Source organism: Capnocytophaga sp. G2, from assembly GCF_035282625.1.
In the GTDB taxonomy this organism is placed as follows: Bacteria; Bacteroidota; Bacteroidia; order Flavobacteriales; family Flavobacteriaceae; genus Capnocytophaga.
Window position 1 is genome coordinate 1 of the sequence record NZ_JAYKBU010000015.1, and the last position, 15,615, is coordinate 15,615.

The 15,615-nt window shown below is 35.0% G+C and carries 17 protein-coding genes and 2 pseudogenes; 15 read left to right on the forward strand and 4 right to left on the reverse strand.

Going from position 1 to position 15,615, the window contains the following annotated elements; genetic code table 11:
- Positions 1-68 precede the first annotated feature (68 nt).
- The 14 genes and pseudogenes from imm9 (at position 69) to VJJ03_RS09000 (ending at position 11,307) form a co-directional block, all read left to right on the forward strand.
- Positions 69-560: an Imm9 family immunity protein gene (imm9, locus tag VJJ03_RS08935; protein ID WP_323975169.1), complete on the forward strand. Its 492-nt coding sequence runs from the start codon at positions 69-71 to the stop codon at positions 558-560.
- A complete protein-coding gene (locus VJJ03_RS08940) occupies positions 541-945 on the forward strand; it encodes a hypothetical protein (RefSeq protein ID WP_323975098.1) in 405 nt (134 codons plus the stop codon). Before imm9 ends, VJJ03_RS08940 begins: the two co-directional genes overlap by 20 nt.
- Before the next feature lie 43 nt (positions 946-988).
- A pseudogene (locus VJJ03_RS08945) lies at positions 989-1,183 on the forward strand (IS982 family transposase); the annotation flags it as partial.
- A 91-nt stretch (positions 1,184-1,274) separates the two neighbouring features.
- Positions 1,275-1,904, forward strand: coding sequence for a hypothetical protein (locus VJJ03_RS08950; RefSeq protein ID WP_323975100.1), 630 nt, complete (start codon positions 1,275-1,277; stop codon positions 1,902-1,904).
- A 94-nt stretch (positions 1,905-1,998) separates the two neighbouring features.
- Complete coding sequence (locus VJJ03_RS08955; RefSeq protein WP_323975102.1) at positions 1,999-2,169, forward strand: hypothetical protein; 171 nt, start codon at positions 1,999-2,001, stop codon at positions 2,167-2,169.
- 228 nt (positions 2,170-2,397) lie between these two features.
- Positions 2,398-3,681: a hypothetical protein gene (locus tag VJJ03_RS08960; RefSeq protein WP_323975104.1), complete on the forward strand. Its 1,284-nt coding sequence runs from the start codon at positions 2,398-2,400 to the stop codon at positions 3,679-3,681.
- Between the two features lie 94 nt (positions 3,682-3,775).
- Positions 3,776-4,795 (forward strand): hypothetical protein, encoded by a 1,020-nt coding sequence (locus VJJ03_RS08965; RefSeq protein ID WP_323975106.1) that lies wholly within the window; start codon positions 3,776-3,778, stop codon positions 4,793-4,795.
- A 62-nt stretch (positions 4,796-4,857) separates the two neighbouring features.
- Positions 4,858-6,525: an RNA-binding domain-containing protein gene (locus VJJ03_RS08970; RefSeq protein WP_323975108.1), complete on the forward strand. Its 1,668-nt coding sequence runs from the start codon at positions 4,858-4,860 to the stop codon at positions 6,523-6,525.
- A 243-nt stretch (positions 6,526-6,768) separates the two neighbouring features.
- Positions 6,769-7,779, forward strand: coding sequence for a hypothetical protein (locus VJJ03_RS08975; protein WP_323975110.1), 1,011 nt, complete (start codon positions 6,769-6,771; stop codon positions 7,777-7,779).
- 8 nt (positions 7,780-7,787) lie between these two features.
- Positions 7,788-8,291 (forward strand): hypothetical protein, encoded by a 504-nt coding sequence (locus VJJ03_RS08980; RefSeq protein ID WP_323975112.1) that lies wholly within the window; start codon positions 7,788-7,790, stop codon positions 8,289-8,291.
- Positions 8,288-9,061, forward strand: coding sequence for a hypothetical protein (locus VJJ03_RS08985; protein ID WP_323975114.1), 774 nt, complete (start codon positions 8,288-8,290; stop codon positions 9,059-9,061). The genes VJJ03_RS08980 and VJJ03_RS08985 overlap by 4 nt, the downstream gene beginning before the upstream one ends.
- Before the next feature lie 29 nt (positions 9,062-9,090).
- Positions 9,091-10,065: a hypothetical protein gene (locus VJJ03_RS08990; protein ID WP_323975116.1), complete on the forward strand. Its 975-nt coding sequence runs from the start codon at positions 9,091-9,093 to the stop codon at positions 10,063-10,065.
- A gap of 29 nt (positions 10,066-10,094) precedes the next feature.
- A complete protein-coding gene (locus tag VJJ03_RS08995) occupies positions 10,095-10,898 on the forward strand; it encodes a hypothetical protein (protein WP_323975118.1) in 804 nt (267 codons plus the stop codon).
- Positions 10,899-10,905: 7 nt separating this feature from the next.
- Positions 10,906-11,307, forward strand: coding sequence for a DUF4279 domain-containing protein (locus VJJ03_RS09000; protein ID WP_323975120.1), 402 nt, complete (start codon positions 10,906-10,908; stop codon positions 11,305-11,307).
- Positions 11,308-11,364: 57 nt separating this feature from the next.
- Here the strand turns inward: VJJ03_RS09000 and VJJ03_RS09005 are convergent, their stop codons facing one another.
- From VJJ03_RS09005 to VJJ03_RS09020, 4 genes and pseudogenes are all read right to left on the reverse strand, one after another.
- Positions 11,365-11,661, reverse strand: a complete 297-nt coding sequence (locus VJJ03_RS09005; RefSeq protein WP_323975122.1) for a hypothetical protein — start codon at positions 11,659-11,661, stop codon at positions 11,365-11,367.
- A pseudogene (locus tag VJJ03_RS09010) lies at positions 11,649-12,239 on the reverse strand (DUF2911 domain-containing protein). Before VJJ03_RS09010 ends, VJJ03_RS09005 begins: the two are co-directional and overlap by 13 nt.
- A gap of 577 nt (positions 12,240-12,816) precedes the next feature.
- Complete coding sequence (locus VJJ03_RS09015) at positions 12,817-13,059, reverse strand: hypothetical protein (protein ID WP_253908289.1); 243 nt, start codon at positions 13,057-13,059, stop codon at positions 12,817-12,819.
- 8 nt (positions 13,060-13,067) lie between these two features.
- Positions 13,068-14,156, reverse strand: a complete 1,089-nt coding sequence (locus VJJ03_RS09020) for a YARHG domain-containing protein (RefSeq protein ID WP_323975124.1) — start codon at positions 14,154-14,156, stop codon at positions 13,068-13,070.
- A 182-nt stretch (positions 14,157-14,338) separates the two neighbouring features.
- Between VJJ03_RS09020 and VJJ03_RS09025 the strand changes: the two genes are divergently transcribed.
- A complete protein-coding gene (locus VJJ03_RS09025) occupies positions 14,339-15,607 on the forward strand; it encodes an O-acetylhomoserine aminocarboxypropyltransferase/cysteine synthase family protein (RefSeq protein WP_009401333.1) in 1,269 nt (422 codons plus the stop codon).
- Positions 15,608-15,615: the final 8 nt, after the last annotated feature.

Consider the following 15,615-nt stretch of genomic DNA (forward strand, 5'->3'; position numbering starts at 1 on the left):
ATTTTCACACAACAAAAATACAACTTTTTGCTCTAATTGTCAACTTTTTACTTCATCATACTTTTTAAATCACCTCCGAAGAAGTTAAAGTTTGTTTACAGATTGAAATCCCTCGTTTGAGTGAGGATGTGGATATAGACTCTGTGCGAGAGGAATTAAATGAGTATGTAAAATCTATTATTTGGGGTGTTAATGTTGCAGATTTAGAGGATTGGAGGCTTTTGATAAGGGTAACTCTACGCGCCACTAATGGAATAGGTGTCTTTAAACGGGCAATGCGTTACCCTTCGGATAAGGAATTTGAGTTTTCTATTTCTGTTGCCATACCTAATGAGAAGGAGGCTTCGTATGGGGTTTCTAAAAAAGTAGAAGAGGCTTTTTATGTGCCACTGAATGATAAGAACTTTTATGTATTAGAACCTAATTTTGAAAATTATAGCAGTCTGTGCGAATATATATTGGAGAGTAGTAAGCTTGCCATTCGTTTGGCTTTTACAAAAGGTATTAGGTGTAATGGGAAAAAGATTATATTCCTGAATGATGTTACATATAAGAAATAAAATACGTAAAGAATATAGCCTATTATATGATAAAGGGTATAGAAATGAACTTGTCGAAGATGGAGGTTTGTTGTTTTCATCTTTGACCTGTATCCATCCAGAAGTAGGGCTTATCTTTAATTTTTCAATAGAGAAAGGTGTTTTATCAATAGCAGTTACAACAAAAGAACTATTAGAGAAAAAGGTTTCCTTTGACTTTTTCTATATTTTAAAAGTTCTATATCCAGAGAAAAGATTTGAAGAAATAAAAGAACTTTCTTACCAAGAAGAGGTAGCAACAAATTTGCTAAAAGTAGAAGGACTATTTAGTGAAAAACAAATTTGTAGTACTATAGAGAAGCTTACTATTGTAATAAAAGACTATTCAAAAGTGCAATTCGTATAGGCGAGGAGGAATAGATAGACAACCCGTTGTGCATTTTGATTTTAAAAAACGAAAACGGATAGAGACTTTATTTTCCCAATTATGTGATTAATTTATGATAAAACGTAATTATGCAAAATTATTTGAAGGTTCTAAAACACGGATATTCAGTAGGATAACATCTTTAACCTTGATACAATATATCAATAGGTTTATATTATATAGAGAAACTCATAACCTAAAAGCCTCTATCATTTAAAATGCACAACGGGTAAAGAATATATTTTATGATACTTTTTAATGCAACTATTCTATTATTTGTGCTCATATTTTTTTTAGTATTCATTTTTTTGATAAAGATAGAAAAATATGCTGCTGCTTTTATACTTTTTATTATATTGATTATTCTCTTTCTTTTATTATATACACTAAATAAAGGAGTCCCAATATCTGATAAATTTTATAAAAGTAGACGAAGAATATCTTATAATGATTCATTTTTTACGCTACATTTATCTTCTTACGACCTAATTATTAAGTGGGATGAGGTAGAGGCTATTTTTATGGCAAATTTTCCACCCTCAGAAGGAGATAATCATACTATGGAATATAGACTTATTTTAAACAAAGAGCCATTAGAAATAAGAAAAGATAAAAATACTTGGTTGGATAACTTTTTATCTTTTTCTAAAGAAAAATATCCTTTAGTTATAATTGATAATTATAATTATTGTAGCACAGATTTTTATAACTTTCATATATTGGTAAAAAAGTACCTAATTGGAGAAAAAAATATAGAAATAGATATTTCTCCTAAAAGATTCTTTGGGAATAAAGTTGAAATTATGAAAAACAAAGATTCTATTATTATGACTCCTTCTGGGAAAATTAGGGTTGAAGGATTTCAATTAGTTTTTGATAGAGGGAATGACATTAAAGACAAGAGACTTTTAGAGTATAGAAAAATAACATTAAAATAACGTGAGTTCGATGTAAGCAAATTATATTTTTTCTCCCACAAAGCCAGCAAGTGCTCACAGTTGGATATGTGAAACATGGATTTTCTCGGAGAGAATGATACAAAGACTTATAAGCACCGAGAAAGTATTATATCATGGTCATTGGATGGTTATCCCTGCTTTAGGAATTAGTATTGAAGGAGACAACTTAACAAAGTTGTGTTTTTACAATGAATATTTAGCTCCTTTTTGGGAGAATATACGCCGACCTATTACGAGTTGGTAAGGAACTAAGGGTGTGGTAGGGCTTTAATACATAACCCCAAAATATCAAAATGCTCTGATCAAGGAGTAGGTGAAGTAATTCGCCTATTTAGGTATTAATTTTGTATATTTGCAGAAAAATAAAAGCCTTCGCTGGTGTGAGCGTTTGGCTTGTACCTATTATAAAAAAAATAGCGTGTAGCTTTTTGATGACAAAGAAGAATAAACCATATTTGTTAAAACCAGAATTATGAAAGAACCCATTAGTTTAGATACCGCTTTAAACCCTATTTTAACCATGAAACACTATTTTATAACATTACTTTTTTGTGCTTGCTTTTCTCTTTCTGCACAAGAGAAGGATGAAGGCAAATATACGGAGGAACAATTAGAAGCTTTTGGAGGCACACTTCAGGGGCGTGTAAAATCCGTGGAGAGAATCTATTATATAGGCGAAGAAGTATCCGAAGGGGTAGAAAAGAAAAGACTCCCTAATGATGAAGAGTCCAATAGCAAGAACGAACATTGCAAATATAGCTTTGACAAAGAAGGCAATATTACTCAGTACCAAACACTTGATACCTTGGGCAATGTAAAGTACAAACGGATTTTTACTTATAACAATCTTTGGCTACCTTCACGTATAGAAAGTTTCCAATATCAAGACAAAAAGGAAGTAGCACATTCCTTAGAAACGTATACTTATAAAGGGAAAGAAGTAGCCTTGAGGGAAACGGTTATGAACACGAGTTTTGATAAGAAAAAAACGAATGTATTCAAGGATATTACTAAGTTCAATCACAAAGACCAAAAAGAAAGTATTTCAGTGTATGCTGGAAATAAACTACAGGCTAAAATGACTTTCACTTATGATACCAAAGGAAATCTGACCCAAACCCAAGAGGAATACAAAAATCTGACCAATAAAGAAGAGAATACAACAACCTATTATACCTATGATGATAAAGGACAACTTCTTACAAAGGAAAGGATAGAACAAGGAAACAGACACTATTTTGGTACCTTTGCCTATCTCTCTAACGGAAAAGTGTGGCAGGAAACTTCTTACGAAACTCACTCAGGAGAAAAAGATAGAAAGGAAAATGAGATCATCACTTATTATATCTATGATGCGAATGGTAATCTCGTAGAAGAGCAATACACAGGTGTGGAGGATGTCAAAGTGGTTACTTCTTATTGCTATGAGGATAAGAAATTGAAAGAAAGATATACTTATGTACAAGAGGCGCTTAAAAGTATTACTTTCTGGAGAGAAGAAAATGGAAAAACGACCCAGCAAGAGGAATTCTCTCCCGATGGAAAGCTACAAGAAGGCGTTTATTATACTTATGATGAAAAGGGGAATTGTACGATGGAACTTTCCAAAGTCTACAACATAAGAAAGAGAGCCATAGAAACTATAGGTAAAAGTATTTACAAATATGATAAGTATAACAACTGCATCTATGAAGCTAAATTCTTTAGAGATAGTTTAGATTATCTTATAGAGAGAAACTTTACCTATTATGAATAGGTCTTAACAAGCGCCAATTTGTAACTTACTCCTCAATTCATCACCACACTGGGAATGAATGGTGAAATGCTGACAAATAATAGATAACTAACCCATGAAACACTTTGTAATATCCTTCGTAACATTATTATTGGCAAGCTGTAACCTTTTTCAAAGAGCACAGCCAGCAGGGGAAAGTGTTGTTGTAGAGGAAAAGCAGCAACAAGAAGAAGTCTTTGTGCCAGTGGAGAAGGAGTTGTATGTGATTAGCCCTACAGCACTGCGATATACAGTACCAGATATTCATAGTGATCCCGAAGAAGCAGTGAATTCTTTTGGATATCTTTTTGAGATAGAAGCGGAATCCGAGCATTTCTATAAGATAAAAAGCAATTGGGATTGGTATCTTCGCAAGGAAGATATGGGAAGCTATGAGGATATCCAATTCACCAAGGAAGTATTAGAAGATGTCCATTTTATAGGCAAATGGGAGGGAGAGACTTTTGTAGATGAAAAAGAGGGGACTACCCTTTCCAAATACTTTACAATTGATCTAATCTCTTACGAAGCATATCAAAAAGCAAAGAAAAATGGATATTTTCCTTTGCTAAAAGATACACTTGCCATAAAAAAGAAAGAGGGGATACTCTTACTCCCTTGTAGCGATACTGTGGTTAAGCTTAAGGATGTAGAAATGACGCTCCAAGATGATTTGGAAGTCTTTGAATACGAGGGAGAGATGCAGCCCATACACCAATATCTTATAGCAGGTTACTACTATGAGGCTGGGGGTAAGTTTTTTATAGATAAAAGAACAGGGCACAAGACAGAAATAGAAAGCCACCCTTATCTTTCGCCTGATGGAAAATATATCATCACTTTAGGGGTGACCGAGATGGGAGGGGCTACTGCTATTGCGCTATATAAGGTGTTAAGCAAAGACCCTTTTACTATCGAACTTGTAGTATCCGCTTGGATTCGCTATTGGATAGCCTATGAAGCATCTAAAAATAGACCTACGTTCTTTGGCAAAGATGGGTGCTTGTATGTTGCCATGGATGCTTTAGATAGCTATGAACATAATTATAAAGAGGAGGATAAGCCTTGTAAGTATGTAAGAATCAAAATAAAGTAGCAGACTCAACATATTCCACGTTGGTAATGAATTGTAAGTGATTAATAAAATAGTAATAAGTCATGGAAAATCAAGAGCTTATAAAATTAGTAGATGACCTGTTGAGAGAAGGGAGAGAACTCAGTTGGTTAGAGTTTAAAGAAGGGGATGTTACAGATAATCAACGGTTAGGGAGATATATTTCTGCCTTGTCTAATGCTGCAAACCTAGCACATCGTCCATATGGGTATCTTATTTTTGGAGTAAAAGATAGTTCATTGGAGGTGGTAGGAACCAATTTTAGCTATATTAATAGAAAAGAGAAAGGAAGTGATTTGGATTTTTATATACGCCATAATTTATCTCCATCAATATACTTCGAACATTTTGTATGTGATTATCAAGGGAAGAAACTGGAGATCTTTCGTGTGCCTAAAGCCTCTAATACTCCTGTAGAATTTGAAAAGATAGCATGGATACGAATAAGTTCGTCACTTACAGAATTAAAGAAATATCCTGATCACTATTGGAAAATATTATTGTCGCATACAGATTGGAGTGCAGAAATAGTAGAAGGAGCCACGATAGATGATCTAGGAAAAGAAGCTATACAAAAAGCTAGGCAATTATATAAAGAGAAAAACAGCAATAAGCCATTTTATGATGAAATAGACTCTTGGACAGATACTACTTTTTTAGATAGACTAAATGTAACAATAGAAGGAAAAATCACTAATACAGCTCTTATTCTATTGGGTAAGGCAAGTGCTGCTCATTTCATTTCTCCAAAGGTAGCTCAAATTACTTGGAAATTGGATACAGAAGAGAAAGCCTACGAACATTTTGGAATGCCTCTTTTTCTTACTGTAAATTCAGTGTTAGAGCGTATCAGAAATATTCCTTATAGATTTTTTCCTGATAATCAACTTATTTCGGTAGAAGTTCCGAAATATGATAATAAGGTAATACTTGAGGCTTTGAATAATTGTATTGCACACCAAGACTATTTTCTTAATTCAAGAATTATAGTAACTGAAAAAATAAACAAACTTATCTTTGAGAATGCAGGAGAGTTCTTTGAAGGGAAAGCTGAAGATTATTTTTTAGGGAATAAAACACCTAAACATTATAGAAATAAATTCTTAGTGAATGCTATGGTAAATCTCAATATGATAGATTCAGTAGGGTATGGTATCTATAAAATGCTTTTGTCACAAAAGAAAAGATATTTCCCTCTTCCTGATCATTCTAAGAGTACAGACAAAGAAGTGGTATTGGAAATATATGGTCATTATATTGATGAAAATTACTCAAAGAAACTGATAGAGCAGGGAGATTTGTTAGAACTTACAGATGTGATTCTAATAGATAAAGTTCAGAAGAATCAGCCCATTAGCGACAATGCTATAAAACGACTTAAACAAAAACATTTGATAGAAGGTAGAAAGCCTCAATTTTATATCTCAGAAGAAATAGCTACTATATTGGATGAAAAAGCAGAATATACACTTAATAAAGGATTAGATAATGAAATATTAGAAACATTTATTCTCAAACATATAAATACACATGGCTTTGCTACTCGAAAGGAAATAGACACCTTATTGTTAAACAAACTTCCTAATTATCTTTCAGATCAACAGAAAAAAAGAAGACTCTCTAATATGATTCAAAATCTTAAAGAAAGGAATTTGATTAAAAATATAGGCACACGCTCATTACCTAAATGGGTGGAAGTAGTAAAGGAGTAGTAAAGAGAGAAATATAAGTTCTTGTTTTTCAACAACAAAAAGCTTTACTACGGAAATAAAAATAGTAAAGCAATAGGAATACACAGAGGAAAAAAAACAGAGAACAATACCCAAAGATCCTATTTATAGCCCTATAATAAAAAAATGAATGGAGTCTAAGTCTTTCGTTATGCCCCCTCAATTCATCATTACGCTGAGTGAGAATGAATCGTGAAATACTGATTAATAACAAATAACCAACTAATGAAACATTTTATCATATTCTTTTTGACATTATTATCTACCAACTGTAACCTCTTTCAGGGGCAACAGCCGGCAGGGGAAAGTGCTGTAGTAGAGGAAAAGCAACAACAAGAAGAGGTCTTTGTGCCAGTGGAGAAGGAGTTGTATGTGATTGTTCCTACAGCACTGCGATATATAGTACCAGATATTCATAGTGATCCCGAAGAGGAGGTGCATTCTTTTGGAAATCTTTTTAAGATAGAAGCGGAATCGGAGCATTTCTATAAGATAAAAAGCAATTGGGATTGGTATCTCCGCAAGGAAGATATGGGAAGCTATGAGGATATCCGCTTTAAGGAAGGCTTAGAAGATGTTTATTTAATAGGTAAGAAGCAAGAAGATGGTACTATAGAAGAAGAAAAAGGGATTACTCTTTCCAAATATTTTACCATTGATTTGATTTCTCACGAAGAATATCAAAAAGCATTGAGTGAAGGATACTTTCCTTTAGTAAAGGACACTCTTTCTATTAAGAAGGAAAAGTGGATTCTAACACTATCTTGTAGAGATACTCTTGTTGAGTTTAAGGATTCAGCACTAAAACCAGAGGCAGATAGGGAAGAATATGAATATTTGGGCGATATGAAACCAATACACCAATACCTTATAGCAGGCACTTATGACGAAACGTGGGATAAGTTTTTTATAGATAAAAGAACAGGTCATAAAACAGAAATAGATAGTTACCCATACCTTTCGCCCAATGGAAAGTATATCATTACTCTTGGGGAGACAGAAATGGGAGGTCCTACGGCTATTGCACTATATAAGGTACTAAGCAAGGACCCTTTTAAAATTGAGCTTGTGACAGTGGCAGGGATTCGCTATTGGATTGCTTATGAAAATGATAAAAAACGACCTACTTTCTTTGGCAAAGACGGGTACTTATATGTGGCAATGGATCTCTCTGATAGTTATCAATACGATAAACCAGGTGAGCTTTGTAAGTATTTGAGAATCAAAATAAAATAATAGTTACTATGGCAAGATGGATATTTTACTTTTTAGGGATTTTATGGGTAGGAAATACTTATAGTCAGCAGCGGTGTGTTACCTTTGTAGATGGGGAGCGAATTTGCTTTGATGAGAAGATTCCTACTGAAGCAATTGAAAAAGTAACCTATGTTCGCAAGTCTTTTAAAGCCTCAGTAATAGAAGGTTGCTTTAAGGGAAGTCAGTTTTTTATAGATGAACATATAGCCAAACATCTTGATAAGAAGATGAGGCGCAAAGTATATGACCGTTATTGTTGTATTCCTAATGGGGATGATTTTCTCCTATATCGTGAATATACGGCTTTTGAGTTCAAACAAGGAGATCATATTTTTGTAGCAGACATTTTGGAAGATAATCTTATAAAAAAGTGTTGTAAAGGTTGTAAGGATTATGTAATGACGGCTATAATCTTTACTTTTTATACAAAGAGTGGAACTTATAAAGAGATATTAGTAGAAAAAGGAACTAAAAAATATATTAAGAAATGAGAATCTTACTACTATATGTATCAATCTTATTGTTTGCAGGCTGTAACCTCTTTCAAGGGCAACAGCCGGCAGAGGAAAGTGCTGCTCCTACTGAAGAACCTCAAATACAAACAGAAACTTCTGCTAAAGAGGTTAAACCTACAGAAAAAGAGCTTTTAGAGACAATGGGAGACACTTCTGATACTAAGGCTTTTGGGAAATATTTTACTATAGAAAAGGTTTCGAAGCAGGAATACCTACAAGCATTGAAACAACGCTATTATTTTCTCACTAACGACAATTTAAGAATTGAAAAACAAGAAGGTGTGATTGAGCTTCCTTGTAAAAATAAAACTATTACATTTGAAGATACAGAAGCATCAGAGGAGTTTGGAGATGCTGAAAGATATGATTATTTAGGTGAAATGCCTGATTTAAATCAATATGTAGTGAGATATACTGTTTATAGAGATCAAGAAACCCTTTTTATTGATAAACAAACAGGTAATCAGACTAAAATGGAAGGCGAACCGCTCTTATCACCTGATAGAAACTATGTAATAGGGACGCATAGCGATGTTTTGGGAACATTTTTAATGTTTTATAAAGTAAAACAAGCAAACTCATTCACTTTAAAAGAACTTATTACTGTTAGCCCTCAATATTGGACAATTGATTACAATGAAAAAGAAGCAATATTCTTTAGCAAAAACAACTATCTGTATATATCTATAACATTTAAAGAAAATTACAATCAACGAGAATATATTAAAATAGGTATTAGAAATTAGAAATTAGTAAATAGTATTATAACTCATCTATGAAATACTTTATCTCTTTTATTTTAACACTATTGCTTGCTGGCTGTAACCTTTTCCAAAAACAACAGCCGGCAGGGGAAAGTGTGGCGAGTTTCTGGAAAGATGAAGTGTTTGTGCCTGTGGAGAAAGAGTTGTATGTGATTAAAGATGTAACAACGAGATATGCTAGTTTGACAGACTCTATACCATCGCTTTTTTGCATAATGGGGGATAAGTTGGAGATTATAGCCGAAGGAAAGGAACTTTATAAAACGAAAAGAGGCTATGTGGAAAAAGAAGACATGGGAGATTGGGAAGCCCTGAAGTCCAAAATGACAGGGGAGGTACTTGTAGAGAGTATCTATGGAGATATTTCTGATACTATCTCTAAGTGTCTGAATATAAATCAAGTCTCTTCTGAAGAATATCAAGAAGCCTTGAAAAATAAAGTAGATTTCCTTCAAAGAGATACACTTGCGATTGTAAAAAAGAAAGGCAAACTTACTTTTGTGTGCAAACAGAGGACGGTTTATCTAAAAGATGATATATCTGAACTTGCGGATAAACATTTTGATATGATCTATACCTATTTAGGCAATATACCTGCTATTGATCAGTATGTGGTATTGGAAGATACTGAAAGATCATTGGCTTATATCTTGATAGATAAGACCACGGGGGAGAAAAGAAGATTTGAGAAATTTCCCTTTCTCTCTGCTGATAAGAGGTATATCATCAATATAGGTAGGGACTACTATGATAGGGATAGGCTTATTTCTTTGTATCGTATAGAACATATAAAACCGCTGAAAATAGACACCTTAGTAGAAGGATATACGAAGAGCTGGGATGTCTATGATCTTGATAAAGAACCTATTTTCTTTAGTAAAAATGACTATTTGTATGCGCCTATGAACGTGGTGAATAATTTCTTTGACGAGCATAATAATCCTAACAAACAACGAATGTATATCAAGATAGGAATTAAGAATTAGAAATCCGTAAACAGTATTATAACTAATCTATGAAATATTTTATCTCTCTTATTTTAATACTAAGTATTACCAGCTGTAACCTCTTTCAAAGGCAACAAAAGGTAGAAGAGGATATACTTGTAAAAGAACCAGAATGGCCACTTGTAGAAGATTTACTTGATATTACAGAAAAGAAGCTTTTGGAGGCTATCAACGATGGAAGAGGTGAAATATCAGATACTACTACTTTTGGTAAATTTTTTACGATAGAAAGGATACCTCGGCAGGTGTATCAGCAAGCACTCAAGCATCGTTATAATTTTCTCAAGAAAGATAGCTTGGCCATTAAGCAAGAATCAGGAGTAATGACCCTTCCTTGTAAAAAGCAAATAGTAACATTCGTAGATGAAGGGCCTACAGAAGATACACAAGTTACATTTTATCTCTATTTAGGTGAAATACCTGACTTAGAGCAATATGTAGTGTCGCGTGTTGTCTACAGAAGCTGGGAAGCTCTTTTTATAGATAAGCAAACAGGAGTAGAGACAGAAATGGGGCGCAATCCTCTCCCCACACCTGATGGCAAGTATGTAGTAGATGTATATAGCGATTATTTTTCAATAATCCTAACGCTCTATAAAGTAGAAAAGAAGCGTTCTTTTACTTTTAAAAAACTTATTACTCTGGAGCCTCATTATTGGCTACTTGATTATGATGAAAAAGAACCTGAGTTTTTTAGTAATGATGGGTATCTGTATATGCCTACTATATGCAGATACTTCTCGGAAGATATTGATAAGCGCACCTATGTTAGAATAGGAATCAAAAATCAGTCGTCAGTAAATAACCAATAACCAACTAATGAAATACCAGCCAACCACTATTCGCCTTTCCTTTTGTATATATGGAGACTATTTTGATGTGGATAAGGTAACCAATATCATGGGTTTTCTACCTACTCAAACTGCTTATAAGGGAGACCAGCTAAAATATCGTGTCAGTGAGGAAACTTTTTGGGAATATAACTTTGCTCCTCTCGAAACTCTTCTTATCGAAGATAATTTGGAGGTGTTTGCCGCTCAGGTAATGCCTTGTTTGGAAGAATTAGCTTCCTTTATTAAAGCGTTTGCTCTTACTTCAAAATTACTTTTTTGTGTAGAAATGAGTCCTCAGGAGAGCTGCCCTGCTATAGTTTTTGATAACAAAATACTTGATATACTCCATAGGCTTAATGCTTGGATAGATATTGATATGTATAAATAATGGCTAATAACTCATACACTAAGATATTAGTCATTAATATCATTTCCTTTTCTTCTTCTATTGGGAAATGGAGTCTTGATTCATTTTTACATAGTCCTCATTGCCTTCTTTTTTGGCTTTTTGTAGAGAGGTTTCGGCAGCTTTGATAGCTTCTTTGGTTTTTCCTAAGCGAGAGAGAATCACAGCCTGCGCGCGATACATATAGTAAGGAGCATCGGTTTGCATGCTTAGGGACTTGGTGATGAACTCATTAGCCTTGTTGAGGTCTCCGTTGGAGGTAAGCAGGTAGTTGGCCGCTTCGTAGTAATCACGAGCAGAGGAGTTAGGTGTGATTTTGTCGGCTATGTTCTCCATTGATTGTTCTTGGGTATATGGGTATGGAAAGGAAGTTCTACTAAGGTCTTATCCCAGCGTACCACTATTTTTCCGTCATTATAATTGATAGGATTTAGTTCTATAGTCAGGTACTCAGTTCCCATAGGGTAAGGAATAGGTCTTGCTTCAGCTTGTAGGGCGATTTGGCTTTCTTCCCATGGTTGAGGAACGTCCCAGTTATCATTTTTCTTATAGAAGTAGAAAGTCTATTTGTCTGCTTCGGGTTTGGTATAGAGGGCGTATTTCCCTTTGGAAAGTATTTTCCCTTCAATAGAGATATCTTCACTGAAGGAGATAGTTGCGTTTTCATTGGCTCCTGTACGACATACGCGGTTATAGGGGACGAGTCCTCCAAATATTTTTCTTCCTCGTTTGGCAGGACGAGTGTAGCTCACTTCCACTTCGGTAAGTCCAACCATTTGGCCTATGCTACCCTTTACGCTGGGTTGAGGGAGCTTAATTTGTGTCATAGTTTCATAAAAGAACATAGCATGCTGGTGATAATAAATATCTTTCTCATTAAGTTTATTTTTCGCCTTCCTAATGACAAAAAACATGCCAAATTTTAGGTGAAAGATAAAAAATAAAAAGTAAAAATTTTCAAAAAAGTAGTTCTCAGTCTATCACTGACTGCTGGCTATTGGATTTTAGTCCCATTACAGAGTCTATCAGCGTAGTGAGGAAGAATATACATTTCTTTTCCTTTGCTTAAGCAGAAAGTAAAAGCCACTTCAAAGAGACCAACGATGATAAGTAAAATTCAATTCGATAATAAGTTTTGAATTTTGGAAGGTTATTTCTTTTTTTATCCACATATTACCTTTTGTTCTTTGTTTGAGAAATAATCTATAATAACTTGTAATATAGCCTCTTGCTCTGTAAGGAAAAGCGTATTATCTATGGAATTACAATAGATGACATAACTATAACTATTCCTTTCGGTCAGTAACAAACCTTTTCCTAAGATTTTGTAATACTGGCCTTTATAAAAAACGATAATTTGCCCTCTTGTGATTTCTTTTATTTTAATCATTGTAAATCTTGATGAAATCACATGGCATTCTCATCCTTCTATTTTCATAACTGACAATTAGATTTTTCTAATTTCTTTGTTAGGTGTTTTTTTCTAATTTTTTAAGTTTTTTGAGTATATTTTCCTTTTAAACTATTCTTAGCATCCTCTAATAGTTCGATAAAGGTATTGTATTCTACCTTATGGGTTATTATTTCCTCATTGCTTCGATTAATGGTAGGCGTTTCTACGAAAAAATTATGATCCTCATCGTAGCTAACAAGCGCGATATATTTGCCTTCAATATAGATTTCAGCGACCAAATACTCATAATTACCATCGCTACTTATGAGTATTTCTTTCATCATCAGTTTTATTTTAGGCTATTGATTAGCTCTTTTTCCTTTGGGGTCAAGTGTTCGACTTCAGGGATATAGCTGGGGTTAGGCTGGTACCAATCCTGTTTGTTATAGAAGGCTTGTAGTGTCTTGTCCTTAAAGATATAGCCTCGGCGGGCAAAGGGTAGGTTGCGTAGGAGGCGCTTTTCTTCTTCTGTTTTGGGTTCTGTTTCGTATTTGAAGTTGGGTAGGTCAATGGTAAAGGGGTAGTCAATAGGGAAGCCCGCATTCTGATGTACCCATAGTGCCCAATCATAGATATGGAGTTCTCCCTTGGGGGTGAAATTTTTCTTTTGGAAAAGGAGTAACCCCTGCTGTATATAGAAGTTGGTAGTATTCAGCTCGGTACCGTCTCCAGGTCCTTTGTGGGCTGTTTCAGTGATTTTCCCTATGCCGCTGAGAAGCCATTCTTTGCCACTTTTGAAGAAGGTGCGTTCTATGGAGGCAGTTTGGAAAGCACCCATATCAATGATAAGGGTAAAGTCGTCTATGCGCTTATTCGCCCAGCGGTTGGCGGCAGTAAGGATATAGTCAAAGTGGTAGTTGTAGGCGATGCCGCCAGAGATGTTGTATTTGTAGGTATGCTTTAGGATATTCACGCCCTTTTTGAACTTGGCTTTGAAGTGATAGACGTACCTGAAATCAATATAATTGCCGTCCTTATTTCCATCGAAGGTGTTGAGGTCTATGCTCTTTATTTTTCCCCCTTTGGCATAGAGGGAATCGGTTATATAGGCGATTTGGTAGGGGAGGAAGGCATTGTTGAGGTTTACCGTAAAATCAAACATATAAGGGTGGTGTCCGTTTTTAGGGGCACCATCTACATCGCCATCGGGGCTTTCGGCTTCGAAGCCTACGGTGATTTCCTTGTCTTCCTTGGGGTTGAAGAACTCGTAATAGACGGAGACTTCTATATATTTGTTCTGTATCTTTTTGAGATATAGAATTTCTTTCTGTACGGAAATATCAGTTTCCATGATAGGAACCAAGTGATTGCCCGAACCGAAAAAAGCTCCGTCATTGGCGTAAAGGGCAGTGCTTAATAAGAGTAAAAACCACTTCATGAACTTTGAGTTATAGGGTTATAGAGATACAAAGGTAAGTATATTTTGTTTATTATAAAAAAAATCTTTTTTCCTTTGGTGATATAAAAAATATTTTCTATCTTTGTGCTTTATTTACGAATAAAAAAACACAACTGAAATTTAAAATAGAATTTAATCATTGTAATAGAAAATATAAAAGTATGACAACATTTAAACAATCTACCAATGCCCTACATGCAGGGTATGCCCCATTAGCACACCAGGGTGCTCAGGCGGTGCCTATCTATCAGACAACGTCCTATGTATTTGAAGATGCAGATGATGCTGCAGGAAGGTTTAATCTTTCGGTTCCTGGATACATCTATACGAGACTAAACAACCCTACCAATGATGTCTTAGAACAACGCTTGGCTGCCATAGAGAGTGGTGTAGGAGCTGTGGTTACTTCTTCGGGAGCGGCAGCTATTACCACTGCTTTTTTGACACTTTTGCGTACAGGAGATCATATTGTTTCCTCTAATAGTCTTTATGGAGGGACTTATAACCTTTTCAATGTAACGTTGCCACGCTTAGGGATTACTGCTACTTTTGTAGACCCTAGACAGGTAGAGAATTTTGATAAGGCTATTCAGAAGAATACTAGAGCTATTTTCATAGAGAGTCTTGGAAATCCAAAATTAGATGTCTTAGATATAGAAGCTATAGCTAAGGTAGCTTATAAGCATAGAATTCCTCTAATAGTAGATAATACAGTAGCTACTCCTATATTACTTAATCCCATTAAGCATGGAGCTAATATAGTGGTTCATTCTCTTACTAAATATATTGGGGGTAATGGTACTTCTCTTGGAGGAGCTATCATTGATGGGGGTAATTTTGATTGGAGTAGTGGTAAGTTCCCTGAATTTACAGAGCCTTCTGCGGGGTACCACGGACTGGTACTACATGAGGCTTTGGGCAACTTGGCTTTCATTGCTAAGGTACGTATTGAAGGGTTACGTGATTTAGGAGCCACATTAAGTCCCTTCAATGCTTTTCAAATATTACAGAGCTTGGAAACCCTTCCTATTCGAGTGAAGAAACACAGTGAGAATGCACTTGCCTTAGCCAAATGGCTTAAGGAACAGCCTGAGGTGGCATGGGTTAATTATCCTGGATTAGATGATAGCCCTTATAGAGTATTAGCCAATAAATATTTGCAAGGAGGACAGAGTGGTTTGGTTACCTTTGGACTTAAAGGTGGATTTGAGGCAGCCAAAAAGACAGTGAATAATGTCAAGATATTTTCCTTATTAGCAAATTTGGGTGATACTAAGTCACTTATCATTCACCCTGCCAGTACCACCCATCAGCAGTTGAGTGAGGCTGATCAGGCACTTACTGGAGTTACTCCCGACCTTATCCGCCTTTCTGTAGGTTTGGAGGATATTGAGGACTTGCAAGGGGATCTTAAACAAGCCTTTAAATAAATAGAATC

Coding starts and splice junctions, on each gene's coding strand:
- VJJ03_RS08940 (WP_323975098.1), top strand. CDS start 541: ATGTTACATATAAGAAATAAAATACGTAAAGAATATAGCCTATTATAT.
- VJJ03_RS08965 (WP_323975106.1), top strand. CDS start 3,776: ATGAAACACTTTGTAATATCCTTCGTAACATTATTATTGGCAAGCTGT.
- VJJ03_RS09015 (WP_253908289.1), bottom strand. CDS start 13,059: ATGAAAGAAATACTCATAAGTAGCGATGGTAATTATGAGTATTTGGTC.
- VJJ03_RS08990 (WP_323975116.1), top strand. CDS start 9,091: ATGAAATACTTTATCTCTTTTATTTTAACACTATTGCTTGCTGGCTGT.
- VJJ03_RS09000 (WP_323975120.1), top strand. CDS start 10,906: ATGAAATACCAGCCAACCACTATTCGCCTTTCCTTTTGTATATATGGA.
- VJJ03_RS08955 (WP_323975102.1), top strand. CDS start 1,999: ATGATACAAAGACTTATAAGCACCGAGAAAGTATTATATCATGGTCAT.
- VJJ03_RS08980 (WP_323975112.1), top strand. CDS start 7,788: ATGGCAAGATGGATATTTTACTTTTTAGGGATTTTATGGGTAGGAAAT.
- VJJ03_RS08960 (WP_323975104.1), top strand. CDS start 2,398: ATGAAAGAACCCATTAGTTTAGATACCGCTTTAAACCCTATTTTAACC.
- VJJ03_RS08995 (WP_323975118.1), top strand. CDS start 10,095: ATGAAATATTTTATCTCTCTTATTTTAATACTAAGTATTACCAGCTGT.
- VJJ03_RS08970 (WP_323975108.1), top strand. CDS start 4,858: ATGGAAAATCAAGAGCTTATAAAATTAGTAGATGACCTGTTGAGAGAA.
- VJJ03_RS08985 (WP_323975114.1), top strand. CDS start 8,288: ATGAGAATCTTACTACTATATGTATCAATCTTATTGTTTGCAGGCTGT.
- VJJ03_RS08975 (WP_323975110.1), top strand. CDS start 6,769: ATGAAACATTTTATCATATTCTTTTTGACATTATTATCTACCAACTGT.
- VJJ03_RS09025 (WP_009401333.1), top strand. CDS start 14,339: ATGACAACATTTAAACAATCTACCAATGCCCTACATGCAGGGTATGCC.
- VJJ03_RS09005 (WP_323975122.1), bottom strand. CDS start 11,661: ATGGAGAACATAGCCGACAAAATCACACCTAACTCCTCTGCTCGTGAT.
- VJJ03_RS09020 (WP_323975124.1), bottom strand. CDS start 14,156: ATGAAGTGGTTTTTACTCTTATTAAGCACTGCCCTTTACGCCAATGAC.